The organism is Novosphingobium aquimarinum (genome assembly GCF_009746585.1).
GTDB lineage: Bacteria > Pseudomonadota > Alphaproteobacteria > Sphingomonadales > Sphingomonadaceae > Novosphingobium > Novosphingobium aquimarinum.
In genome coordinates, this window is sequence record NZ_WRPO01000007.1 from 91574 (window position 1) to 115465 (window position 23892).

23 protein-coding genes are annotated in these 23892 nt (G+C 64.9%); 5 read left to right on the plus strand and 18 right to left on the minus strand.

Going from position 1 to position 23892, the window contains the following annotated elements; all coding sequences use genetic code 11:
• Window position 1: 1 nt before the first annotated feature.
• Together GQO94_RS09790 and GQO94_RS09795 are read left to right on the plus strand one after the other, a co-directional pair.
• Window positions 2-523, plus strand: coding sequence for a MarR family winged helix-turn-helix transcriptional regulator (locus GQO94_RS09790; protein WP_232332864.1), 522 nt, complete (start codon window positions 2-4; stop codon window positions 521-523).
• Window positions 524-538: 15 nt separating this feature from the next.
• The gene (locus GQO94_RS09795; protein WP_156840974.1) at window positions 539-955 is read left to right on the plus strand and encodes an acyl-CoA thioesterase; all 417 of its coding nucleotides are present in this window, start codon (window positions 539-541) and stop codon (window positions 953-955) included.
• 80 nt (window positions 956-1035) lie between these two features.
• Here the strand turns inward: GQO94_RS09795 and GQO94_RS09800 are convergent, their stop codons facing one another.
• Both GQO94_RS09800 and GQO94_RS09805 read right to left on the minus strand, forming a co-directional pair.
• Entirely contained in the window at window positions 1036-1947 is a 912-nt protein-coding gene (locus GQO94_RS09800; protein WP_156840975.1) for a fumarylacetoacetate hydrolase family protein, read from the minus strand.
• Window positions 1948-1963: 16 nt separating this feature from the next.
• The gene (locus tag GQO94_RS09805) at window positions 1964-3091 is read right to left on the minus strand and encodes a cupin domain-containing protein (protein WP_156840976.1); all 1128 of its coding nucleotides are present in this window, start codon (window positions 3089-3091) and stop codon (window positions 1964-1966) included.
• A 127-nt stretch (window positions 3092-3218) separates the two neighbouring features.
• Between GQO94_RS09805 and GQO94_RS09810 the strand changes: the two genes are divergently transcribed.
• Entirely contained in the window at window positions 3219-4157 is a 939-nt protein-coding gene (locus tag GQO94_RS09810) for a carbon-nitrogen hydrolase family protein (RefSeq protein WP_156840977.1), read from the plus strand.
• A 2-nt stretch (window positions 4158-4159) separates the two neighbouring features.
• Entirely contained in the window at window positions 4160-4801 is a 642-nt protein-coding gene (locus GQO94_RS09815; protein WP_232332865.1) for a flavin reductase family protein, read from the plus strand.
• 73 nt (window positions 4802-4874) lie between these two features.
• On the opposite strand, the gene GQO94_RS09820 is transcribed toward GQO94_RS09815, so the two are convergent.
• The 9 genes from GQO94_RS09820 to ccoN all read right to left on the minus strand — a co-directional run bounded on the left by GQO94_RS09820 (window position 4875) and on the right by ccoN (window position 14157).
• Window positions 4875-6191 carry a radical SAM protein gene (locus tag GQO94_RS09820; protein ID WP_156840978.1) on the minus strand — a complete coding sequence of 439 codons (1317 nt, stop codon included), beginning with the start codon at window positions 6189-6191 and terminating at the stop codon, window positions 4875-4877.
• Between the two features lie 246 nt (window positions 6192-6437).
• Window positions 6438-6590: a cbb3-type cytochrome oxidase assembly protein CcoS gene (gene ccoS / locus GQO94_RS09825; RefSeq protein WP_156840979.1), complete on the minus strand. Its 153-nt coding sequence runs from the start codon at window positions 6588-6590 to the stop codon at window positions 6438-6440.
• Entirely contained in the window at window positions 6587-8725 is a 2139-nt protein-coding gene (locus GQO94_RS09830; RefSeq protein WP_156840980.1) for a heavy metal translocating P-type ATPase, read from the minus strand. The genes ccoS and GQO94_RS09830 overlap by 4 nt, the downstream gene beginning before the upstream one ends.
• 4 nt (window positions 8726-8729) lie before the next feature.
• Window positions 8730-9191 carry a FixH family protein gene (locus GQO94_RS09835; protein ID WP_156840981.1) on the minus strand — a complete coding sequence of 154 codons (462 nt, stop codon included), beginning with the start codon at window positions 9189-9191 and terminating at the stop codon, window positions 8730-8732.
• Window positions 9188-10648, minus strand: coding sequence for a cytochrome c oxidase accessory protein CcoG (gene ccoG, locus GQO94_RS09840; RefSeq protein ID WP_156840982.1), 1461 nt, complete (start codon window positions 10646-10648; stop codon window positions 9188-9190). Before ccoG ends, GQO94_RS09835 begins: the two co-directional genes overlap by 4 nt.
• Complete coding sequence (ccoP, locus tag GQO94_RS09845) at window positions 10635-11549, minus strand: cytochrome-c oxidase, cbb3-type subunit III (RefSeq protein WP_156840983.1); 915 nt, start codon at window positions 11547-11549, stop codon at window positions 10635-10637. The genes ccoG and ccoP overlap by 14 nt, the downstream gene beginning before the upstream one ends.
• Window positions 11542-11724 (minus strand): cbb3-type cytochrome c oxidase subunit 3, encoded by a 183-nt coding sequence (locus GQO94_RS09850; RefSeq protein WP_156840984.1) that lies wholly within the window; start codon window positions 11722-11724, stop codon window positions 11542-11544. The genes ccoP and GQO94_RS09850 overlap by 8 nt, the downstream gene beginning before the upstream one ends.
• The gene (gene ccoO, locus GQO94_RS09855; RefSeq protein WP_156840985.1) at window positions 11721-12470 is read right to left on the minus strand and encodes a cytochrome-c oxidase, cbb3-type subunit II; all 750 of its coding nucleotides are present in this window, start codon (window positions 12468-12470) and stop codon (window positions 11721-11723) included. Before ccoO ends, GQO94_RS09850 begins: the two co-directional genes overlap by 4 nt.
• A 22-nt stretch (window positions 12471-12492) precedes the next feature.
• The gene (ccoN, locus tag GQO94_RS09860) at window positions 12493-14157 is read right to left on the minus strand and encodes a cytochrome-c oxidase, cbb3-type subunit I (protein WP_156840986.1); all 1665 of its coding nucleotides are present in this window, start codon (window positions 14155-14157) and stop codon (window positions 12493-12495) included.
• Window positions 14158-14383: 226 nt separating this feature from the next.
• Here ccoN and GQO94_RS09865 point away from each other — a divergent pair, with 226 nt between their 5' ends.
• A complete protein-coding gene (locus GQO94_RS09865) occupies window positions 14384-15061 on the plus strand; it encodes an OmpW/AlkL family protein (RefSeq protein ID WP_156840987.1) in 678 nt (225 codons plus the stop codon).
• 51 nt (window positions 15062-15112) lie between these two features.
• Here the strand turns inward: GQO94_RS09865 and GQO94_RS09870 are convergent, their stop codons facing one another.
• The 7 genes from GQO94_RS09870 to GQO94_RS09900 all read right to left on the minus strand — a co-directional run bounded on the left by GQO94_RS09870 (window position 15113) and on the right by GQO94_RS09900 (window position 23883).
• The gene (locus GQO94_RS09870; protein ID WP_156840988.1) at window positions 15113-15814 is read right to left on the minus strand and encodes a Crp/Fnr family transcriptional regulator; all 702 of its coding nucleotides are present in this window, start codon (window positions 15812-15814) and stop codon (window positions 15113-15115) included.
• Window positions 15815-16009: 195 nt separating this feature from the next.
• Window positions 16010-17425 carry an efflux transporter outer membrane subunit gene (locus tag GQO94_RS09875; protein ID WP_156840989.1) on the minus strand — a complete coding sequence of 472 codons (1416 nt, stop codon included), beginning with the start codon at window positions 17423-17425 and terminating at the stop codon, window positions 16010-16012.
• A 10-nt stretch (window positions 17426-17435) separates the two neighbouring features.
• Complete coding sequence (locus GQO94_RS09880; RefSeq protein WP_156840990.1) at window positions 17436-20618, minus strand: efflux RND transporter permease subunit; 3183 nt, start codon at window positions 20616-20618, stop codon at window positions 17436-17438.
• A 41-nt stretch (window positions 20619-20659) separates the two neighbouring features.
• Window positions 20660-21877 (minus strand): efflux RND transporter periplasmic adaptor subunit, encoded by a 1218-nt coding sequence (locus GQO94_RS09885; protein WP_156841039.1) that lies wholly within the window; start codon window positions 21875-21877, stop codon window positions 20660-20662.
• A gap of 65 nt (window positions 21878-21942) precedes the next feature.
• Window positions 21943-22356 carry a hypothetical protein gene (locus GQO94_RS09890; protein ID WP_156840991.1) on the minus strand — a complete coding sequence of 138 codons (414 nt, stop codon included), beginning with the start codon at window positions 22354-22356 and terminating at the stop codon, window positions 21943-21945.
• Between the two features lie 389 nt (window positions 22357-22745).
• Window positions 22746-23372: a TetR/AcrR family transcriptional regulator gene (locus GQO94_RS09895; protein WP_156840992.1), complete on the minus strand. Its 627-nt coding sequence runs from the start codon at window positions 23370-23372 to the stop codon at window positions 22746-22748.
• 61 nt (window positions 23373-23433) lie between these two features.
• Entirely contained in the window at window positions 23434-23883 is a 450-nt protein-coding gene (locus GQO94_RS09900; RefSeq protein WP_156841040.1) for a YaiI/YqxD family protein, read from the minus strand.
• Between the last annotated feature and the right edge of the window lie 9 nt (window positions 23884-23892).

The following is a 23892-nucleotide window of genomic DNA, read 5'->3' on the forward strand; positions in this document are numbered from 1 at the left end:
CATGACAACACGTTCGATAGCGGGCGACGATCAGGGGCGTCCGAAGGTGGCGATGACGAAGAGCACGGCGAGCTCAAGCAGTGCAGCCGCACGTGGCGGTCCGCTCGAACTGCGCGCGTGGATCCGCCTGCTCGAATGTGCCAAGATCATCGAGAAGCGCCTGCGCCGCAATTTCGAGGAACAGTACGATACCACGCTGCCGCGGTTCGATGTCCTCGCAACACTTGCCCGAAGCGAGGCAGGGATGCGCATGGGTGAGCTGTCGCGCGCGCTGCTGGTTTCCAACGGCAACGTAACCGCGGTGGTGCGGCAGCTTCAGGAAGAATGCCTCGTCGCCGCGACACCCGATCCCGAGGATCGGCGCTCGGCGATCGTTTCGCTGACTCCCACGGGCCACGTGCGCTTCGAAGAGCTGGCAAGCGCGCATCACGGCTGGGTGCTCGAAGCCCTGTCCGACTTTCCCGAGGACAAGCAGCGCGTACTGCTTGACCTCCTTACCGAACTCAAGACCTCGCTGGTCTAGGCCCGGAGTTTTCGCATGCCGTTCACTACCGATGCGTTGGTGCGCTTCGCCGATGTCGACCCCGCCGGAATCGTCTTTTACCCGCGCTACTTCGAAATGCTCAACGGCGCCGTCGAGGACTGGTTTGCGCAGGATATCGGCGTGAGCTTCGCCGCCATGCATTTGGACCGGCGCGTGGGCGTGCCGACCGTCAAGTTGGAAGCGGAATTCATCGCGGCGAGCCGGCTCGGCGACGTGCTCGAATTCGCGATCACGCCGCTGCGGCTGGGGCGCAGCAGTTGCACCATCGACGTGTCCGTGAATTGCGGCGGCGAGCCGCGCTTCAGGGCCGAAGTGGCCCTCGTGTGCATGGACCTCGATCGCCACAAGTCCGCGCCTTGGCCGGACGATATGCGCGCGGGTATCGAAAGAATCCTCGTCCCAGCCGACTGAACTCGGCACCTTACTCGAACAGACAAAAAGAAGGGGGGAATGCCGGAGCATCCCCCCCTTTGTCAGTCAGAGGGACGTCTTCAGGCCTTCACCACCGGGTGGGTGAGAGTGCCAATCTTTTCGACCGTCGCGACGATGGTGTCGCCGGGCCACAGCCATTCTTGCGGATCCCTGCCAGCGCCGACGCCTGCCGGAGTGCCCGTGGCGATGATGTCGCCGGGCTGGAGCGTCATGCCCTTGCTGATGTCCGCAACCAGTTCGTCGACCTTGAACAGCATGTAAGCGGTGTTGCTCGCCTGCTTGCTGACGCCGTTGACCTCGAGGCTGAGATCGAGCGTCTGGGGATCGGGGATCTCGTCGGCAGTGACGATGCACGGGCCCATCGGCGCGTAGCTGTCCTGACCCTTGGAATAGATCCACTGGCCGGCGCGGCGGCAGTCGCGCGCGCTCATGTCAATGCAGACGGTGTATCCGAACACATAAGCCAGCGCCTCTTCACGGGAAACGCCTTTCGCGGTCTTGCCGATGACCGCAGCGAGTTCGACTTCCCAGTCGAGTTGCTGCGTGATTTCGGCGTTGTGGCGGATCGGCTCGCCCGGTGCGATCACCGTCGTCGGCGGCTTGGAGAAAATCACCGGCTGGCGCGGCAGGTCGGCCGACGTGTCCAGCGACTTGGCGCTTTCCGCCACGTGCTCGGTGTAGTTGAGACCGATGCCGAAGATGTTCTTGCGCGGCCGGGGGATCGGCGCGAGCAGGATGACGTTGCTGGCCGGGATCGCAGTGCCGAGCGGGAACATGCCTTCCGCATCCGAGATCAGCTTCGTCGCGATGGCGACTGCCTGCGGTCCGAGATCGATGAACTCGAGCATCGTCGAGGGGAAGGGCACGCCCACGACCGCACCGAAGGCGGCGAGATCGAGCACGAGATCGTCGACGAGCGCACCCAGGCGCGCTTCGGCCTCGACATGGGCGCGGTAAGTTACAAGACGCATCGGATATCCCTGTCTGTCAGTTAAGTATCGGTTGGTGGCCGTCGTTCTCGCCCAGCGCTTCCTCGCGATAGAGGCCCAGCGCGCGCATCACCGGCAGATCGTTGAACGTGAACAGGCACGCATCCTCGGTGTCGGAAGCATTGGCGTGTTCGTGATACATCCAGGCGGGAACCACGAAGATATCGCGTTCCTGCCAGTCGAAGCGCTGGCCGTTGATCACCGACCAGCCCTTGCCCTTGGCGCACTGGTAGACGAAGCAGCCGGTCTGGCGATGCGCTTTGGTCTTTTCGCCCGGGCGGAGCATCTGCATCGAGGCGCCGATCGTCTGCATGACCGGGCCGCCGGTATGCGGATTGACGTATTCCATCATCACGCCGTCGTAAGGCGAGCCGTCGGTGGCCTTGGCGTAGCGCTGAAGCGCATCGTATGTCGGCGCCCACTCGTATTTCAGCAAAGGCGAATAGGCCTTGGCCCAGGCCATTCCCGCAGGTCGCAGCCCGGTACCGGCCCAGGTCGAGGTGGATGCGTCGACCGGATGGGAAACCGCCTGCTGCAAGTCGGGATGGACCTCGTAGAAGTTCGCTTCGAGCGCGTTCATCAGCGGAATGTCGAGACCGTCCTGCCAGATGCACGGGGTGCCATCCTCGGAAACGCCGTGCTCGTGCCATGTGCCGTTGGGGGTGAGGACGAAGTCGTTCGCGCCCAGCGTCATCTTCTGTCCGTCGACATTGGTGAAGGCGCCCTGGCCCTCCATGATGAAGCGCAGTGCCGAGGCGGAGTGGCGGTGGCTCGAAGCCATCTCGCCGGGGCCCATCACTTGCAGCCCCGAGTAGAGCCAGCCGACAGCTGCGACGACATCGGCGCGTCCGGGATTTTCGAGATAGACCACACGGCGGCCCGCCTGCTCGGGCGTCACGAGTTCGAGCGCTTTCATCACGTCGTCGCGCAGATCGCGATAACGCCAGATGTAGGGGACCGAGGTCGAGGCGGGTTCCCAGGGCTCGATCTTGTTGGCCACGGTCCACAAAGCACCGGTTCCGTGCTTTTCGAGCCTCTTGTAGTATGCCACCAGTTCAGGCGTATCGACCACGTTGGCACGGCCGATCATGTCTTCCCGATACTGGTCATAACTGGAGGAAGCCATGGTCCGTTCCCCTTTCCCTGCATGAGATATTACAGGCTTAAAACAATTTGAGAAAACTGTCAAATGCAACTAATGACCAATTCTGTCCGAAGGTCGTCATGCCCAGTTCCCAGCGAAAGGAGCCCAAATGCCCCAGCCGTTCAAGGCCGCCGTCGTCCAAGCAGCTTCCATTCCCTTCGACTCGCTTGCCGCCGCTGAGAAAGCCGCCGCGCTGATTCGCGATGCGGCGGCAGGCGGTGCCCGGCTTGCCGTCTTCCCGGAGGCGTTCCTCGGAGGCTATCCCAAGGGCTCTTCGTTCGGTGCGCCAGTGGGCATGCGCAAACCGGAAGGGCGGGACGACTACCGCGCCTATCATGAAGCGGCGATCGACCTCGATGGTCCGGAAATCGCAGTGCTGGTCGAAGCGACGGCTGAAACCGGGCTGTTCGTCGTCATGGGCGTGATCGAGCGGGACGGGGGGACGGTCTATTGCACGGCGCTGTTTATCGACGGCGAGAACGGCGTGGTCGGCAAGCACCGCAAGTTGATGCCGACGGGCGCGGAGCGACTGATCTGGGGCTTCGGCGATGGCTCGACGATGCCGGTGATCGAGACGCCCCTGGGCAAGATCGGTGCGGTGATCTGCTGGGAAAACTACATGCCGGCTCTGCGCCTGGCGATGTACGATCAGGGCGTCACGCTGTACTGCGCGCCGACCGCCGACGATCGCGACACCTGGCCCGCGACGATGCAGCATATCGCGCTGGAAGGGCGCTGCTTCGTGCTCACGGCTTGCCAGCACATCACGCGCGGCGCCTATCCCGAGGACTACGATTGCGCGCTGGGCGATGATCCGGACCTCGTGCTGATGCGTGGCGGCTCGATGATCGTCGATCCGCTGGGTCAGGTTTTGGCGGGGCCGTCCTACGAAGGCGAGGGCATTATCTACGCCACGATCGATCCGGGCGAAGTCGCGCGCGGGAAGTTCGATTTCGATGTGGTCGGCCACTATGCGCGGCCCGACGTCTTCAACCTTTCGGTCAACGTCGCGCCGCAGCAGGCCGTCAGCCGAACGGGAGGGAAGTAGTCGTGGCGCATTTCGACTTCTCGAAGACGCAAACGCAGGATCGCTACAAGCTGATGGCGGCCGCGATCACGCCACGCCCGATCGCCTGGGTGACCTCAGTTTCCGCGGCGGGGGTGCGCAATGCCGCCCCCTACAGCTTCTTCAACATGATGTCCGCGGACCCGCCGCTGGTCGCGCTCGGGATGATGCGCAATCCGGACGGAACCCATAAGGACAGCGCGGCCAATATTCTCGAAACCAAGGAATTCGTGGTGAACCTCGTCACCAAGGCGGATGCCGCGGCGATGAACTTCACCAGCGTGGATGCTCCGCCCGACTATGATGAGCTGGCCGAGGCTGGGATTGCCGTCGAAGCTTCGCTGACCGTCGCTCCGCCGCGGATCGCCACTGCCCCCGTGGCAATGGAATGTCGGCTGTTCGAAGCGGTCGAGGCCCGGGCAAGCACGGTCGTGATTGGCGAAGTCCTTACTTTCCATGTTGCCGAAGCCTTCGTCGACACGGAACGGCTGCATCTGGACACGCTCGGCATGGATCTCGTCGCCCGCATGCACGGTGCTGGCTGCTACGCGCAATCCACCGATCTCTTCCAGATGGAGCGGCCCCAGTACTCGTCGTTGTCGTCGGATCCCGATCCCAGCGGCTGACGCGAAACGCCCGGCAAACGCAGGCAGGGCGGGCGCCGCCGCCGCTATTTCTCGTGGCGCGACTCGGTCGGTGTCAGATGGCCGCGCTGAACCGCCGTGCCGGGTTTTCGGGCAAGTCCGCAATGACTTGCGCCGCGATGCAGCGCGCATAGGGCAATCCGCTTGGCGTGATGATCAGTCCTTCCGCCGTCAGGTCCACCAGACCGCGCTCGAGGTAGGGGCGCATGTTGGCGATCAGTTGCGGGCCGGGCGGGGCATCCAGAACGGCTGCCCCCTGACAAAGCAGCGTCTCGACCACGCGCGCCATCGCCTGATCGCGAGGGGTGCGTCGAACGCCGCATGACGTTGCCAGTTGTTTCGCGCCGGCGCGCATGCGGTAGCGCCCGGTGTTCTTGTCGTTCTGCGCGAGTAGCTCGGGAAAGCTGCTGATCGCCGACGCGCCGAGACCGACGACGATGTCGGACTGATCCTCGGTAAAACCCTGAAAATTTCGACGTAGATTCCCGTTCTGGGCAGCTTGTGCAAGCGGATCGCCAGGGCGCGCGAAGTGATCGAAGCCGACCGGAATATAGCCTTCGTCGACGAGAAAATCGTAGCCGAATGCCGCCATCGCGAAGCGCTGTTGCTGATCGGGCAGCGCCGACCCGTCGATCCGGCGCTGACGGGCGATTTGCTGCGGCAAGTGTGCGTATCCGAAAAGTGCGATGCGGTCCGCCCCGAGCGCGACGGTGCGATCGAGACTGTCCTGAAGGTCTTCGAGCGTCTGCCCGGGAAGGCCGTACATCAGATCGAAATTGAGCGAGGTGACGCCCGACTTGCGCAGCATGCCGGTTGCCCTCTCGATCGAGAAGCCCGGTTGGATGCGGCCGATCGCGGCTTGTAGCGCGGGCGAGAAGGTCTGCACGCCAAGGCTCGCGCGCGACACGCCGACCGCCATCAGCGAAGGCCCCCAGTCCTCGTCGAGCGAACGCGGATCCAGTTCGATCGAGAACGCCGGATCGACGAGCCCGAAGACGACCGTCAGCCGGTCGATCAGGCGCACGAACTGGATCGGCGAAATCGCGTTTGGGCTGCCGCCGCCAAAGGCGATCGAATGGAACCGAAGGTCGGGAGAAGCTCGCTCCGCCACCAGCGCGATCTCCGAATGCAGAGCATCAAGGTAGGCGTCGACGCGAGACGTCCGCCCCGCGGCGCTGGTGTTGCACCCGCAGTACCAGCACACTTTGCGGCAGAACGGAATGTGCAGGTAAAGCGAGGCATCGCCCGCTGCGCCTTCCAGAGCGGAAGCGAAGTCGGTCGGACCAACGGCGTCGGAGAAGGCGGCCGCCGTCGGGTAGCTCGTGTAGCGTGGCACGGGTTTGGCCAGCAGCTCGGGATAATAGGACCACATGCAAGCACTATCGCGGCTCGCGCCATGCGAATCATTGCGTTCGATCAATCCGCTTGCGCGAAGCGCCGCTCCGGCATCCTTTGGCACAGCAGGGCGATTGTGCGGGGCCCGGCGCTTGCGTGGGCTGAACGGGGATTGAAATCGTACCGCCACTGCACAGTGCCATGACGATCCCCTCGGCGTGCGCAGCCTGCGGTCCGATCATCGCCGGGCCCAGCGCGGCGAGCGATATCAGCGCGATCGTCTTCATACCGGGTCGTTCTCGTCGTCGATCAGGATGCGCTGCGCGGCCCCGTCGAGATCTTCGAATTGCCCGCTCTTCATCGCCCAGAAGAACGTGCCGAGACCGATCAAGCCCATCAGCAAAGCGAGGGGGATCAGAAAGCCGAGTATCGTCATGCCACCCGCTCCTTCGCCGCGTTGGCAAGCCGCAGCGAGTTCGCGACCACAACCAGGCTGCTGACCGACATCGCGACTGCGGCAAGAAGCGGCGTGACGAGCCCCGCGAGTGCCAGCGGGACTGCGAGGAGGTTGTAGCCGGCCGCCAATGCGAAATTCTGGCGCACGATCCGCCGCGTCATCCGCGCGGCGCGTAGCGCAAGCACGACGGGCATGAGGCGCTCGCCGGTGAATACGGCGTCGGCGGCCTGCCGGCTGACGTCGCTGGCACTGCCCGGCGCGATCGAAACATGCGCGCCGGCGAGGGCTGGCCCGTCGTTGAGCCCATCGCCCACCATCAACGTGCGATGGCCCTCGGCGCGCAGGCGATCGAGCTCGGCAAGCTTGTCGGCGGGAGTCATGGCACCGCGAGCGGGCAAATCGAGTTCGCGACCGAAGGCCTCGACCGTCGCGATGCGGTCGCCGGAGAGGATCGCTGCCTTCACGCCTTCAGCGGCCAATGCGGTGAGGGCCTGGGGCAGATCCGGGCGGCGGGGATCGGCAAAGGCGATGCGCGTGCGACCGCCTTCGATGAGAAGATCGCAAGCGAGGCCTATGCTCTGGTCTTCCGGGGGGACGAGGGCGATGGAATTTCCTTGCCAGCACGCGGTCAAGCCCGAACCGGGCGTTTCTTCGATGGTGTCCAGCTGCACAGGCGTGGTTCCGGTTTCCCGCAGTGCCGCAGCCAGTCCGCGGCTCAAGGGATGGCGGCTGGCTTGCGCCAGTGCCAGTGCGAGACTGCGCATGTCTTCGTCGAGGACGCCGAGATCGACGGGGCGTGGCTCGCCCAAAGTCAGCGTGCCGGTCTTGTCGAACAGCACCATATCCACTTCGGCCAGCCGTTCCAGCGCGCTTCCGTCCTTGATCAGCAGGCCGCGCTTGAGCAGCGCGCCGGCGACCACGACTTGCGCCGCCGGCACCGCGAGGCCCAGCGCGCACGGGCAAGTGATGATCAGGACCGATACGGCGATGGTCAGTGCCTGATGCGCGCCGGCGCCAGCCGCCAGCCAGCCGACGAAGGCGAGCACGGCGAGGCTATGGACTGCAGGTGCATAAAGCCTCGCTGCGCGATCCGCGACTCGCACATAGCGTGAGCGCGATTGTCCCGCCTCGTCCATCAGCCGCGCGATGTCGGCAATCGCGGTGTCCTGCGCTGCTGCGGTGACTCTCACACGCACCGGGGCGGACACGTTGATCGTGCCGGCGTAAACCCGATCGCCGGTCCGGGCAGGGTGAGGTTCGCTCTCTCCGGTCAGCATCGAGGCATCGAAGCTGGTGTTGCCTTCGATGATTTGTCCGTCGGCAGCGAGCGCTTCGCCCGCCGCGACGAGAACGACCATATCGGGGGCAAGATGCTCGGCAGAGACCCAGCGGGTCTTGCCATCGGCTTCGACCACGTGCGCACCCTGGCCCATGCGCCCGAGCAGCGCCTCGATTCCCGCGCGGGCCCGAGCCCGCATCATCGCGTCCAGCGCGCGGCCGGCCAGCAGAAAGAACAGCAGCATGACCGCGCCGTCGAAGTAGGCTTCCGGGCCGCCCGTCGCGGTATCGTAGAGCGAAAGCGCGGTGGCGAGAATCACCCCGATGGAGATCGGGACGTCCATGTTCGTCCGTCGGTAGCGTAGCGCCATGGCCGCCGAGGCGAAGAAAGGACGCCCGGCATAAGCAATCACGGGAATTGCGATCAGCGCGCTGATCCAATGGAACATGGATCGCGTTTCACCGCCGGCACCGGCCCAGACGCTGACCGAGAGCAGCATGATGTTCATCATGCCGAAGCCTGCCACTGCCAGAGCCCTCAGCAGGCGGCGCGTTTCGGCATCATCGCGCGCAAGCGGATTTTCGGACGCCCGCTCCGCCTCGAACCCCAGCTTTCGAATATGCTCCAGCAATTGGTCTTCGCTGAGATCCGCGACATGGCTGACCGCGACGCGCTTGGCCGAGAAGTTGACTCGCGCGGCCGCGACCCCCGGCACGGCACCGAGACCGCGCTCGATCTTGCCGATGCAGCCGGCGCAGCGCATGCCGGGCACGGTAAACCTACTGTCGATGCAAACGGCGGTGGGTCCGAGGTCCGTGGGGATGGGGGCGTTCATGGCGTTAATGCAGCGCTAGCTCGGTACGCCATACAGCCGCATCGGCCCGGACGAGGATCCGCAAGGTCCAGCGGCCAGCAGGCAACGGCTGGCTGCTCACATAACCCCCGTCGGCGCTCTGGACGAACGAGAGCTCCTGATCGGGCAAGCGTCCCAAGGGATGGCGGGCCACTGCGGTGACACGTGCGTCCGCCGGGACCTTGGCGAGTTGGAGTTCGATCCGATCGTCGGGGCGCCGCTCTGCCGCGACCGTCCAGCCGAGCGCCTTTTCTTCGGCAGCCTCGTTGAGCCAGCGATTGAAATGCTGGCTGGCGACATAGGAATTTTCGACGACCACGCCACCGAACGTCGAAGTGGCGAGCCGCGCCATTGCCATGTTGATCGCGAAGACCACCAGGAAGAAAGCGACGAGGATGAGGCTCATGTGCTTTCCGGTAAACGGCTTGCTGGTTGCATCGCGCTTCATCGTTCGTCTCCGGGGGCGGCAAAGTGGGTTTCGACGCGGGCTTCCTCGCCTTGGTCGTCGAGCGCACGCACCACGAACGTGAAGTCCTGTCCGGTGGCGCCTTGCGGCATCATGACATAGGCGCGCATCGGCATCGTCTCATCGGCTGGGACCACGCGCGAGATCGTGCGCGCGGCTTGCTTGGCCGACGTTTCCTCGTTCCACATGACCGCGCCTGGCAGCCCGTCGAGGCTCACTTCCATCCGGCGCGGACGGCCCTCCATATTGCGAAGACGCAGCGTGTATGCGTTGCGGACAGAACCGTCGCTCAGCAGAATGAAGGGCGGGTTGCGATCCTTGGCGACCGTGAGATCGGTGTGCACGCGCGCGTCGAGCAAGAACAGCAGCGCAAACCCGATCGCACTCCAGACACCGAAATAGAGCAGCGTGCGCGGCCGCCAGATCAGCTTCATGTGGCGCGTGGGCGGTTCGCCGCGCTTTTCCTGTTCGGCATCTTCCAGCGTCGCGTAATCGATCAAGCCCCGTGGGCGCCCCGTCTCGGCCATCACGCGGTCGCAGGCATCGATGCAGAGTGCGCAGGTTATGCAGCCGACTTGCGGACCCTCGCGGATGTCGATGCCGGTCGGGCATACGGCCACGCATTGATTGCAGTCGATGCAGTCTCCGAACTGACCCGGGTTTTTGGCGGCTTTCTTGAGGCTGCCGCGGGGCTCACCGCGCCAGTCCTTGTACGTGACCGTCAGCGATTTTTCGTCGAGCATGGCGGTCTGGATGCGTGGCCACGGGCACATGTAGATGCAGACTTGCTCACGCATGAAACCGCCGAGCACGAACGTCGTCATCGTCAGGACGAAGACGGTCGCGTAGGCGACCGGGGCGGCGGTGCCCGACCAGAATTCCTGCTGCAGCGTCGGCGCATCGGCGAAGTAGAAGATCCAGGCGCCGCCGGTAGCGAAGCTGATCAGCAGATAGACACTCCACTTCGCCAGGCGGCGCGCGATCTTTGCCGGTCCCCACGGGGCCTTGTAGAGCCGGAAGCGGGCGTTGCGATCGCCATCGAAGAAGCGGTCGACATGCTGGAACAGGTCGGTCCAGACCGTCTGCGGGCAGGCATAGCCGCACCAGGCGCGTCCCACGGCGCTGGTGACGAGGAACAGGCCGATCCCCGCCATGATCAGCAGCCCGGCGACGAAGTAGAACTCGTGCGGCCAGATCTCGATGTCGAACATGTAGAAGCGGCGATGGGCGAGGTCGACCAGCACGGCCTGGTCCGGCGCGTAAGGCCCGCGATCCCAGCGCAGCCACGGCGTGATCCAGTAGACCAGCAGGCAGACCACCATGATCGCCCACTTGATCCGCCGGAACTTGCCGTCGATGCGCTTGTTGAAGACCGGCTCGCGCTTCGCGTAGAGCGAGAGCGGCCGGTCTTCGGTCTTGATCGGATCAGGGCTGTTCATCGACTTTCACCGCAGGATCAGCCGCGACCTCCACAAAATCCTCTCCGCCGCCGAGCGAGTGGACATAGGCCGCCAGCATCTTGATCGTCGGCGGATCGAGCCGGCGATCCCAGGCGGGCATCACGCCCATCTTCGGGTTGGTAACCTGGCTCGCCACCGCTTCGCGGCTGTTGCCGTAGAGCCAGATGGCATCGGCAAGGTTCGGCGCGCCGAATTCGCGCAGCCCCTTGCCGTCGGTGCCGTGGCAGACCGCACAGTTCTGGGCGAAGACTTGCGCTCCGCGCTGCGCCGCGGCGCTTTGGGCCTCACGCCCGGAGAGGCTGAGAACGAAGCTGGTGACGTCCTGGATCTGCGCGGGCTCGAGCACGGCACCGAAGGCCGGCATCAGGCTCATGCGGGTCTGAGCGTCGCCGGGCTGCCGGATTCCGTGAATGAGCGTAGTCTCGATCGCTCTGAGATCGCCGCCCCACAGCCAGTCGTCGTCGTTGAGGTTGGGGTAGCCTTTCGATCCCGCGGCGCCCGAACCATGGCACTGCACGCAGTTGACCTTGAATGCGGCGGCACCGCCGGCGACGGCCTGGCGCATCAGGTTGCCGTCCTCCGGAAGGCGCTCGATCGGGATGCGGGCGAGCGCCTCGCGCACGCTGGTGCGGGCTTGATCGGCGGCGCTCATCTCATCAGCGAGCTGACCGCGACTGGACCAGCCGAGCACGCCTTCGGTGCCCTGCTTCACCAGCGGCCAGGCCGGATAGGCGACGCAGTAGCCGATCGCGAAGACGATCGTCGCATAGAAGGTCCACAGCCACCAGCGGGGCAGGGGCGTGTTGAGTTCCTCGATGCCATCCCACTCATGGCCTACGGTTTCGGTCTGAGTGGCTTCATCGATACGCTTGTCAGCCATCGTTCTCGTCCTTGAAGATCATGCGAGCCGCATCCTCGTTCTTGCTCCTGGCGCCGGGCCGGAAGGGCCAGAGCGCCAGAGTGGCAAACACGAGGACCATCGCGGCGAGGCCCCAGCTATCGGCGAGGTGCCGCAGCAACTCGTAGGTGGAATGTACGCTCGCGGAGAGGTTCATCGCCCTTTCTCCGAAGCCAGTTCCTCTTGCGCGGCGGCACTGTCGACATCGACAAGCGTACCGAGCATCTGCAGGTAGGCGACCAGTGCGTCCATTTCGGTCACACGCGCGGGATCGCCGTCGAAGTCGCGGATCTGCGCCTTGGGATAGCGCTTCGCGAGATCGCCCGCATCGGCTTCGGGATCGGCCTGCGCCTTGAGGTCGGCCTGGGCGCTCTGGATGTCCTTGTCCGAATAGGGGACGCCCACGCGGCGCAGGGCCGTGAGATTGGCGGCGGGGTCCGCGACGTTCAACTCGTTCTCCGCAAGGAAGCCGAACTTCGGCATGATGCTTTCCGGGACCACCGACTGCGGATTGGTGAGGTGCTGGACGTGCCACTCGTCGGAGTAACGGCCGCCGACGCGCGCGAGATCGGGACCCGTGCGCTTCGAGCCCCACTGGAACGGATGGTCGTACATCGATTCCGCCGCGAGCGAGTAGTGGCCGTAGCGTTCCACTTCGTCGCGGAAGGGCCGGATCATCTGGCTGTGGCAGACGTAGCAGCCCTCGCGCACGTAGATGTCGCGACCCGCCTGTTCGAGCGGGGTATAGGGCCGCATGCCGTCCACCTTCTCGATCGTATTGTCGATCCAGAAAAGCGGGGCAATCTCGACGATGCCGCCGATGGCGACCGTGACGAGGGCGGCCAGACCCAGGAGTGTGACGTTCTTTTCGAGCGTCTTGTGGCGTTCTGCCATGCTGGTCATGGGAGGTTCTTTCCTGTTCGGATCAGTTGGTGCCGAGCGGCGCGGACGCGACGATGGGGCGGTCGGCCGCGGCGTCGTAGGAAGCGTCCCGCATCGGAGGCTCCTCGCGCAGGTGACCGAGAATCGTCGCCCACACGTTCCAGACCATGATGCCGGCACCGGCGAGATACATGAGGCCGCCCAGCGCCCGCAGGGCGAACATCGGATGGAGCGCCGCGACGGTGTCGGCGAAGCTGTTCACCAGGTAGCCGTCCGGACCATATTCGCGCCACATCAGGCCCTGGGTCACGCCGGCGACCCACATGCTCGCCGCGTAGAAGACGATGCCGATGGTAGCGAGCCAGAAGTGCCAGTTCACCAGCCGCAGCGAATAGAGCCGCTCCCTCGCCCATAGCCGCGGGACCAGGTAGTAGATCGCGCCGAAGGTGATCATGCCGTTCCAGCCGAGCGCGCCGGAATGGACGTGGCCAATGGTCCAGTCGGTATAGTGGCTGAGGCTGTTGACGCTCTTGATCGAAAGCATCGGGCCTTCGAAGGTGCTCATGCCGTAGAAGGCGAGAGCCATCACCATCATGCGGATGATCGGATCGGTGCGGACCTTGTCCCAGGCGCCGTTGAGCGTCATCAGGCCATTGATCATGCCGCCCCAGCTCGGCATCCACAGCATGACCGAGAAGACCATGCCCAGCGTCTGCGCCCAATCGGGCAGCGCGGTGTAGTGGAGGTGATGCGGGCCGGCCCAGATGTAGAGGAAAATCAACGACCAGAAGTGAATGATCGACAGCCGATAGCTGTAGATCGGGCGCTCGGCCTGCTTGGGCACGAAGTAGTACATCATCGCCAGGAAGCCGGCGGTCAGGAAGAAGCCGACCGCGTTGTGGCCATACCACCACTGCACCAGCGCGCCTTGGACGCCGGCGAACAGCGGATAGCTCTTGGAGCCGAGCAGGCTCACCGGCATGTCGAGGTTGTTGACGACGTGGAGCATCGCCACGGTCAGGATGAAGGCGAGGTAGAACCAGTTCGCGACATAGATGTGCGGTTCGCTGCGCTTCAGGATCGTGCCGACGAACACCAGCAGATAGGCGACCCAGACGATCGTCAGCCACCAGTCGACGTACCATTCGGGCTCGGCGTATTCCTTGCTCTGAGTGATGCCGAGCAGATATCCCGTCGCGGCGAGCACGATGAACAGCTGGTAGCCCCAGAACACGAAGCGCGCGAGGCCGGGCAGCGCGAGCCGGGCCCGGCACGTGCGTTGCACGACGTAGAAGCTCGTGGCGACCAAGGCGTTGCCGCCGAAGGCGAAGATCACGGCGCTGGTGTGCAGCGGGCGCAGACGGCTGAAATTGAGGTAAGGCTCCAGGTTCAGCCAGGGCCAGGTCAGCTGCGCCGCGATCAGCAGCCCGGCGGCGAAGCCCGCGACGCCCCAGAAGACCGTGGCAATGACGCCCCAGCGAATCGGATCGTCGTCGTATCGACCGGGATCGGAGGGCATGCGCAGGATGCCGCGTGCGATTGCGCCATAGTCCGCCGAACTCACCGACACCCATAGCGCCACGAAGGCGGCAGTGGCGATGATGGTCATATGAATGGCGAAGCCCGAATCCACCGCCATCGCTGCGGCGACCACCGCGAGAAGGAGCACGGCGAACCACAAGCCGGCGCGCTGGAGCACGATTTCCATGAAGTTGCACTCTTTGAAGCTGAACGTGACCGGCCCCGTGCAGCATCGCCGGCTCCCTCACATTGACCCGAGTCAAATTTGCAGGGAATCGGGAAGGATTGGCCGAATTCCGGTGAATTTGAGCGCAATCAATTCGCGTATGCCGCACTCATGGCAGGGGGGATGGGCAGCCGCATCGAAGGTTGGACGCAAGGGGCGTCCCCATCGGCTCGAAAGTGAAAGATCCATGAAGAAGACTCTCGCCATGGCCGCAATCGCGGCTGCGACGGCTCTCGCCTCCACCCCCGTTCAGGCCGGCAGTCCGGATGGAAAGATTCAGGTCAAGGTCCTCGGCACCGCCGTGCTTCCCGACGGCAAGATCGACAAGCTCAAGCGCGACGATCTCAATCTGCCCACCGGTAGCCAGACCAAGGCCAATGATAATTACGTGCCTACGCTCGCGGCGGAATACTTCTTCAACAAGAGCTTCTCGGTGGAGACGATCTGCTGCTTCACTCAGCACCACGTCAACGGGTCGGGCGCGCTCGAGGGCACGCGGATCGTCAATCACGTGCTGATCCTGCCGGCCACGGTGACGCTGAAAGCGCACCTCGATACCGGTAGCCCGATCAAGCCTTATATCGGTGCGGGCCCGACCCTTTTCGTGATCTTCGGAGAGAAACCGGGCGAGACCGCTCGGGCGCTGGGTGCCACCAGCCTGAAGATGAGCAACGAACTGGGCGTGGCGCTACAAGGCGGTGTGGACGTCGCTTTGGGCGATGGCGGTTTCGGTCTTTCGCTGGACGCCAAGAAGTACTGGGTAAACACCACGCTTCACGTCAAGGCCGGCGAGGCCGAAGTGCTGACCACCAAGCACAAGCTCGATCCCTGGGTGCTCAGTGCGGGTGTCAGCTATCGCTTCTGAGCCGCGTCGATGCAGGGTGCTCCTGCCAGTCGAGCGTCGCCGATGGCCGGTTCATCCGGCCTCGGCGACGAGCGCGTCGAAATCCGCGATGATCACTTCGCGACGCGAAGGAAGTTCGAGGATGCCGTCCTGCTTGAGCTGCGTGAACTGGCGACTGACCGTTTCGATCGTCAGGCCGAGCACATCGGCGATCTGCTGGCGCGAAAAGGGCAGCGTGATGGTGCGTCGGTTCGGCTTTTCGGCATCGATCGCGCAGCCGTTGCCCGACAAGCGTTCGGACAGTTCGACCAGAAAGCTTGCCAGCTTTTGCGAAGCAGATTTGCGTCCAAGCAGGAGCATCCAGCGCCGCGACCGGTCGAGTTCGCCCAAGGTTCGTTCGAGAAGCTTGTGTTCGAGGGCGGGATGCTCATGCGCAAAGGCGTCGAAATCGCCGCGCGAGAACACGCAGACTTTCGCCTCCGTCAGCGCGGTGACGCCGTGGCCGCTGGTCCCGCCGAACGGTCGGCCGATGAAGTCCGAGGGGTAAACCACGCCGACGATCTGCTCGCGCCCGTCTTCCGTGTTGGAGGAAAGCTTGAGGACGCCCTCGATCACGTTGGCGACGAGGATCGAATCCTCGCCCTCCCAGATCAGCGATTCGCCGGGCTCGACCGTGCGCGTGCGGCCGATCGCGTTGAGCGCGGCGAGCTCCGCCCCTTCGAGGGCTGAACAGATCGCGCGGTTGCGCACTACACAAAAATCACAGGATGCCATGCATGGCCCTATATGGCGGGGGACCTGTTCGATCAAACTGTTCGCGAAAGGGCTACCGATCTGCTCGCCGATCCCGGCGGTCTCCGCGCGGTTTCATCTGCGCTTAATCGATCCCTTGGGACGGGATAGGCTGACGCTCGTTCGCTTCGAGAGACGCGTGGGCATCGAGCGCGATTGTGGCGACGCAGGCCCGCATCACCGTGCGGTTTCCCAACGTCCGCCAAGCGCGCGGAACAGATCGACCTGGGCAAGAGCCACGGCAGCCTCGGATTCGGCGTAGTCGAGATCGGCACTCGCCTGGGTCCGCTGCGCATCGAGCACTGTGAGGAAGTCGATGCGACCGACTCGCTGTCGCGCCAGGCTGGCTTTGGCGGCGCGGGCAGCGGCGTTGCGAGCTTGTTCCAGCGATTCCTGGCGGAGCAGGGCGTTGCGGTAGCGTGTCAGCGCCGTCTCGGTCTCCTCGAGAGCTTGCAGCACGGTGCCGTCGAAGCTGGCGAGATCGGCGGCGGCATCGGCGCGGCTTTGGCCGATGCGCGCGCGAATGGCTTCCTGATTGGGGAACGCCCACGAGAGCAGCGGCCCGACCAGCCAGCGCAGCGCGCCGCCGCCGAACAGATCGGTCGCGCCGACCGCGGTCGATCCGGCCGATGCGCCGAAGCTGATGCGCGGATAGAGATCGGCCGTCGCGATCCCGATCCGCGCCGTATCGGCGGCTAAACGTCGTTCCGCAGCCCGGACGTCCGGACGCCGCGCGAGCAGTTCGCGACCATCGCCGACCGGGATCGGCTGCGCCACTTTGGGCGTGTCCTGGCGCGCGGCGGCATAGCCTGGAAGCTCGGACGGCGTACGGCCGGTCAACGTCGCCAGCCGGAAAAGGGCGCCTTCGCGCTCCGCCAGCAGCGGCGGGATCTCGGCGGCCTGCTGGTCGCGAAGCTGGCGCAGGCGGATGACGTCGAGATTGTCGGCCAGGCCGCGTTCGGCGCGCACCCCGGTGATCCGCAGCGAGCGGTCGAGCAGGTCTATCGTGCTGCGGGCGACAGCGATGCGCCGGGCATTGGCGGCAGCTTCCACATAAGCGCGCACGGTGTCCGCCACCACGGTCACCCGCACCGCATCCGCATCCTCGCGCGCGGCTTGCCAGTCTCCGGTCGCAGCTTCGATTCCGCGCGAAACGCGCCCGAACAAGTCGACTTCGTAGCTGATCTCGATGCCGCCATCGACGGTGCGTCGCTCGCGGTCTACCCCCGGCAGGCTCTGGGCTGCGGGCACGCGTCCATAAGTCGCACCGGCACCAATGGTCGTCGCCGGCAAGCGGTCGGAACGAGCGCCACGCAACGAGGCGCGAGCACGTTCGATCCGCGCGACGGCCACACGAACGTCGGTATTGGCCGAAAGTGCATCCTCCACCAACCGGTCGAGCACGGGATCGTCATAAAGCCGCCACCAGTCGCCCTCGGGGGCTTGCGCGGTGACGGCCGTGCTGCGCGCGGTACCGATGAAGTCTTGCTGCGCCGGCACGCTGGGGACCGGAGCGACATAGTCGGGCCCGGCGGCGCAAGCGGCCAAGCTAGCCCCAGCGAGCAGGGCGACGAAAATTGTGCGATATCGCATTTTCAAGCTCCTATTCAGCGGGCTGCGGCAGGGCGCCGGCATCGCGGGCCGGGCGCGGGCGCGACATCCGATCCCCCAAGGCGCGGCACACGACGTAGAAGGTCGGCGTCAACAGCAGGCCGAAGCCGGTCACACCCGCCATGCCGAAGAATACCGCGGTGCCCAGTGCTTGCCGCAGCTCGGCCCCGGCACCCTCGGCCAGGACCAGCGGTATGGTGCCGAGGATGAAGGCGAAGCTGGTCATCAGGATCGGACGAAGGCGCGTGCGCGCGGCGTAGACCGCCGCTTCGACCGGCGTTAGCCCACGTTCCTCCTCGCCCTGCTTGGCGAATTCGACGACCAGGATCGCGTTCTTGGCCGCCAGCGCGATCAGCACCACCAGGCCGATCTGGGTCAGGATGTTGTTGTCCATCCCGCGCAAGTTCACTCCCGCCATCGCGGCCAGCAGGCACATCGGCACGATCAGGATGATCGCCAGCGGAAGCGTCAGGCTCTCGTATTGCGCGGCCAGCACCAGGAACACGAACAGCACGGCCATGCCGAACACGACACCGGCAGTATTCGCGGCGGACTGCTGCTGAAAGGCAATCCCGGTCCATTCATGCGCATAGCCTGCGGGCAGCACCTCGTCGGCCAGCTTTTCCATCGTCGCCAGTGACTGGCCGGACGAAAATCCGGGCAGCGAGTTGCCATCGACTTCGATCGCGGGAAGCAGGTTGTAGCGCACCACGCGGTAGGGCCCGGTCTTGTTCTCGAACGTCGCGACCGAGCCGATCGGAACCATCGCGCCGGACGCCGAGCGGGTCTTGAGATTGGCGATGTCGGCGGTCGAGCCGCGATAGGGCGCGTCGGCTTGCGCGGTTACCCGGTAAGTGCGGCCAAGCAGGTTGAAATCGTTCACGAAGGCCGATCCGAGATAGATCTGCATCGCCTCGAACACGCGTCCTGGGGGCACCCCGAGCATGTCGGCCTTCCGGCGGTCGAGATCGGCGAAGACGCGCGGGGTGGCCATGTTGAACAGGCTGTAGACTTGCGTCAGACCTTCAGCCTGATTGGCAGGACCGATCAGCTTGCCAGCGGCCTCCGCTAACGGGCCGTAGCCGCGCCCCTCGCGATCCTCGACGATCATGCGGTAGCCACCGGCGGGCACGATCCCGTTGATCGTGGGCGGGGGAAGCAGAACCACTTGCGCCTTGTCGTAGCCGGCAATGGCTTCCTGCGCCTGCTTGATGATCGTGTCGTAGTTGGCGCCGATCTTTTGCCGTTCCTCGAAGCTGTCGAAGGGGAAATAAATTGCGGCAGCATCGGGTGAGGCGGTGCGCGAGGGGCCGTGGAAGCCGGCGAACATTACCGCGCCGCGGATCCCCTTGATCGGCAGGAGCCGCTTGGCCAGATCCTGCGTCACGGCGTCGGTACGCTCGAGCGAGGAACCCGGCGGAAGGAACGCGGCGGCGAGGAAATAGCCCTGGTCCTGCTGCGGCACGAAGCCGGTCGGCGTGGCCCAGAACATCCCGACCGTCGCGGCGATCAGACCGCCGTAGGTCAGCATCACGCTGCGCGGGCGCGAGACTAACTTACTCGTCAGGCGGGAATACCGATCGGACAGCCGCTCGAAGCCGTTATTGAACCGGTCGCCGGCACCCTGAAGTATCCGGCGCCAGCGCGGCGCATCGTTTGCTGCTCGAGTCCTTGGGCGCAGCAGGAGCGCCGCCATCGCGGGCGAAAGCGTCAGCGAAAGCAGCAGCGAGATGACCGTCGCAGTCGAGATGGTGACCGCGAACTGCTGGTAGAAAGCACCCGAAAGCCCGGACAGGAACATCGTAGGCACGAACACCGCGCACAGCACCAGCACGATCGCGACCAACGCGCCCGAAACCTCGTCCATCGAAGTGCGGGCGGCCTCCAGTGGCGACAGCCCTTCCTCGATGTACCGCTCGACGTTCTCGACGACGACGATGGCATCGTCGACGACGATCCCGATGGCGAGGACCAGGCCGAAAAGCGACAGGTTGTTGAGCGAATAGCCCAGCGCGGCGAGCATCACCGCCGTTCCCACCAGCGACACCGGAATCGCGATGATCGGGATGATCGCGGCGCGCCAATTCTGGAGGAACACCAGGATGACGAGCACCACGAGCACGACCGCTTCGAACAGCGTGTGGTAGACCGCGTCGATCGACTGGCCGATGAATTCGGTCGGATTGTAGATGACCGAGTACTCGAGACCCTGGGGGAAGGTCGTCGCTAGACTGTCCATCTCGGCGCGCACCGCGTCGGCGGCTGCGAGCGCGTTCGAGCCGGGGCGCTGTAGCACCGCGATGACGACCGTCGGCTTGCCCGAGAGATAGGTGTTGATGGTATAGTCCTGCGCGCCCAATTCGACGCGGGCGACGTCGCGCACGCGCACTTGCCCCCCGTCCGGATCGGTGCGGATGACGATGTCGCGGAACTGTTCGGGATCGGCCAGCCGGCCCTGCATCTCGACGCCGACTTGATAGGCGCTGCCGTTAGCCACCGGCGGCGCACCGAGCGCACCCGAGGAAACTTGTACGTTCTGCGCGCGCAATGCGGCCAGAATTTCGCCCGCCGTCAGATCGAGCGCGGCGGCACGGCCCGGATCGATCCAGATGCGCATGCCGTAGTCGCGCGCGCCGAACAGCTGTACATCGCCCACGCCCTCGACTCGGGCGAGCCGGTCGCGCACTTGCGTGAGCGCATAGTTCGACAAGTAGCCGCGATCGAACGTACCATCGGGCGATTGCAGGTTCACGACCATCAGGAAGTCTGGCGAGGTCTTGCGCGTGACGATGCCGAAGCGCTGGACCTCCTCGGGCAATCGCGGGGTCGCGATGGCGACGCGGTTCTGCACGAGGACTTGCGCCGCATCGAGATCGGTGCCGATCGCGAAGGTCACCGTGATCGTGACTTTGCCGTCGCCCGTCGACTGCGAGCTCATATAGAGCATGTCGTCGACGCCGTTGATCTCCTGCTCGATCGGCGCGGCGACGGTATCCGCCACCGTCTCCGCGGAGGCACCGGGATACTGGGCAGTGACCGTGACCGTCGGCGGGACGACATCGGGGTATTGCGTGATCGGCAGGCCCAGAAAGGCCAGCGTGCCGATCACGGTAATGATTACCGCGATCACGCCAGCGAAGATCGGCCGGTCGATGAAGAACCGGGAAAAGCGCATGTTCGAATGTCCGTTTGTTGAGGCGCGCCGCAGGGGGCGCGTCAATCGATCAGCGTGGCCTGGGCAGCTGCAGGCGCTTCGGGACTCGTAGGCGTCGTGGTGTCACGCGTCGGCACGATCTTGCCTAGGCGTGCCTCGACCTTCGATCCCGGCACCGCCGCGCCGAAATTCGAGACGACGACCCTGTCCTGAGGCGACAATCCCTTGCGGATGACGCGCAGGCCGTCGACCAGCGGACCGGGTTCCACCGGCTTGGCGGCGACGGTTCCGTCCTTGCCGACGACAAGGACGATCTTGCGACTCTGATCCGGCTGCACCGCCGCATCGGGTACCAGCATCGCCTGGGCCTTGCCGCCGCTCGCGAGCCGCATGTTGCCGAACATGCCGGGCGTGAGGAACCCGTCGGGATTAGCAAATTCGGCGCGCAGCCGGATCGTCCCGGACCGCGGATCGATGGCATTGTCGGTGAAGTCGAGCCGGCCGTGCCAGCGATAATTCGCCTCGTCCTGCAGGCGAACGTCGACATCGGACAAGTCGCGCTTGGCCGCGCGATCGCGCTGCGCTTTGAGGAACAGCGCCTCGGAAGCATCGAAGTCGAATCGGATGGGATCGATCGCATTGATGGTCGTCAGCAATGTCGCGGACGAACCGCCATCGCCCGATACGAGGTTGCCGGCATCGATGCGACGATCGGAGACCCGCCCCGAGATCGGCGCACGCACCGTGGTGAACTCCAGATCGAGCGCACGTCCGCGCACGCGGGCTTGGGCGGCGGCTAGCGCGGCGGTGGTCGCGCGGACTTTCGCGCGCAGGGCGTCGATCTCGCTCGCGGCGATCGCCTCGTCGCCGGTGAGGTCGGACACCCGCGCGTAGTCGGCGCGCGCCAATTCCAGCGCGCTGCGGGCCGAGGCGACATCCGCCTGCGCTTCTGCGAGCGCGGCGCGGAACGTGCGCGGATCCACAGTGAACAGCGGCTGGCCCTTGCGAACGTAGTCGCCGTCGCGGAAGTGCACAGCCGTGATGGCGCCCGAAACGCGCGGGCGGACCTCGACCGTGTTGCTCGCCGAAAAGCGGCCGACGTAATCATCCCACAGCAGGACTTCGCGGCTGAGCGGCGCTGCCACTTCGACCGTCGCGGCCGGTATGGCCGCATTCGCTTCCGGCCCGTGATCGAGCGTCGTCCAGACGATCCCGCCGGTGACGATCAGCGCAAGCGCGGCGATCCCGAGCCAGCGGCCACGGCGATGCTTGCCTTGCATGTCTTCCGGGTAGTCTTGTGAAACGGGTTCGTACGAGGTGGCATCGTCCGGCTTGAATGGGAGATTCATGCCGCCGCTCCCTTACGAAGCAGGCGCTGTTCGACGATGCGGTCGATGACGCGCCCGGCCTGCAACTCGGTATAGCCCATGCGGACGGCATCCTTGATCGCCGATACCGGCAGCAGGTATCCGTCATGCCAGGCATGCACCGCGAGCCGGCGCAGCGCCTCGAGCCTCTCGTTTGCCAACTCGCGCGAGGGCGGCTGCGGCCCGAAAATGAGCCGCGCGAACCAGCCGCGCTTGCGGCGCGGCGCCAGCGTGCTGCGTCCATCTTCTTTGGCGAGTTCGACCACCCGCCATTCGAACGGGCTGAGGTCTTCGGCCTCGGTTGTTGCGTGCACAGGCGCGAAGCCGGCCGATGCCAAGGACGGCGTCTCGAACGCGGATCCTTCGATGGCCTTGAAGTCGATGAACGCCATGGGTGCGTCTCCAGTCGTAAGAGCCCCGGCGCGCGTCGGGGGGGGCAAGGGGATACGCGCGCCGGGGTATGCCGATGCGGGGGGCATCGGACATGAGAATAGGCGGCCGGATGCATCGCAAACGAACAGGGTTCGCGCGGCAGCAGCCGTTCGGTGATTTCGAAAGGGCGCTCGCGCCCCGTCAGGTCAGCCGGTCAGGACGACCGGCGGAAAGTGGATGGTGCCATGCGGCCTCGCTTCTCGGCTCGTGCCGACGCTACGTTCTGTACTAAGCAGTACATATTTAGACCTGACGTTTTGGTCAAGGCTATTTCTGTACCAAGCGGTAAATTAGGTGTGATGAGCCCGTTTCAAGGGCTGAACCGCAAATGAATGAAAATTCTTCGCGGTCAGGCGCAGGGCCAGCAAGCCAAGGCAGTCTGAACGATGCGTTTGAGGGATTCGCGATCGGTGCCGCTGGTCGCCTTCACCGACAGCCCCTGGAGGACAGTCGTCAGGTAATTCGCCAGCCCCTCGGGATCGACATGGTCGGGCAAGTCGCCTTCGTCCCTGGCTTGCTTGAAGCGTGCGATCATCGCCTGTTCCGAGGAGCGGCGACGCGCGATCACGTCGGCACGGATGGTTTCCGCTTCGATTCCGCACGGCATCGTGCTGATCACGCCGAGGCAGCCTTGCGGATCGCTGTCGCCGCAATGCGTTGCGAGCGCGCCATTGAGCATGCGTTCGGCAACGAGGCGCGCGGTCGGTTCCTCGAGTGCGGATCGGACATAGCAAAGCTTGTCACGCTCATAGAGATCGAGCGCCTTGCGGAACAACGCTTCCTTGTTGCCGAAACAGGCATAGAGGCTGGGCTTCGTGATACCCATGGCTTCGGTAAGCTCGGCCATGGAGGCGCCATCGTAGCCCTTTTGCCAAAACACGCGCAGCGCGCTGGCGAGGGCCTCATCGGGATCGAACTCCCGGGGACGGCCTCTCGGCGCGGATCCCGCGCAGGCGGTGGCTGAAGCAGCTTGCATAACGTGTTGTATATAATGCGCCGTTCGGGAACGTCCACTGCCAACCCTGAAGCAACCGGGTTTAGCGGCGGTTCGCCATCCGCGTCAGTTCCGTGTCGAGCACTTGCAGGAACCGCGATCGATCCGATTTGCTGAACGGTCGCGGTCCGCCGATCTGCTCGCCGCCCGCCCGCAAGTCGCTCATGATCGCCCGAACCGCGACGGCATTGCCGATGGAAGCGCGGGTGAAAGGCTTTCCGGTCGGCGCGATGACGCTTGCTCCGGTTTTCAGGCAACGCTCGGCCAGGAGGATGTCCGAGGTGATCACGACGCACAGCTCGTGCGATGCTTCGGCGATCCAGTCGTCGGCCGCATCGAAGCTGTCGTCGACCACCACTCGATCGATGAGGTCATGGATCGGCACTCGAAACCAGTCGTTGCTGACGATGGTGACCGGCACCTTGTGGCGCAGCGCAACCTTATAGATCTCGTCCTTTACGGGGCACGCGTCGGCATCGACGAGCACCCGCATCGACCGCTC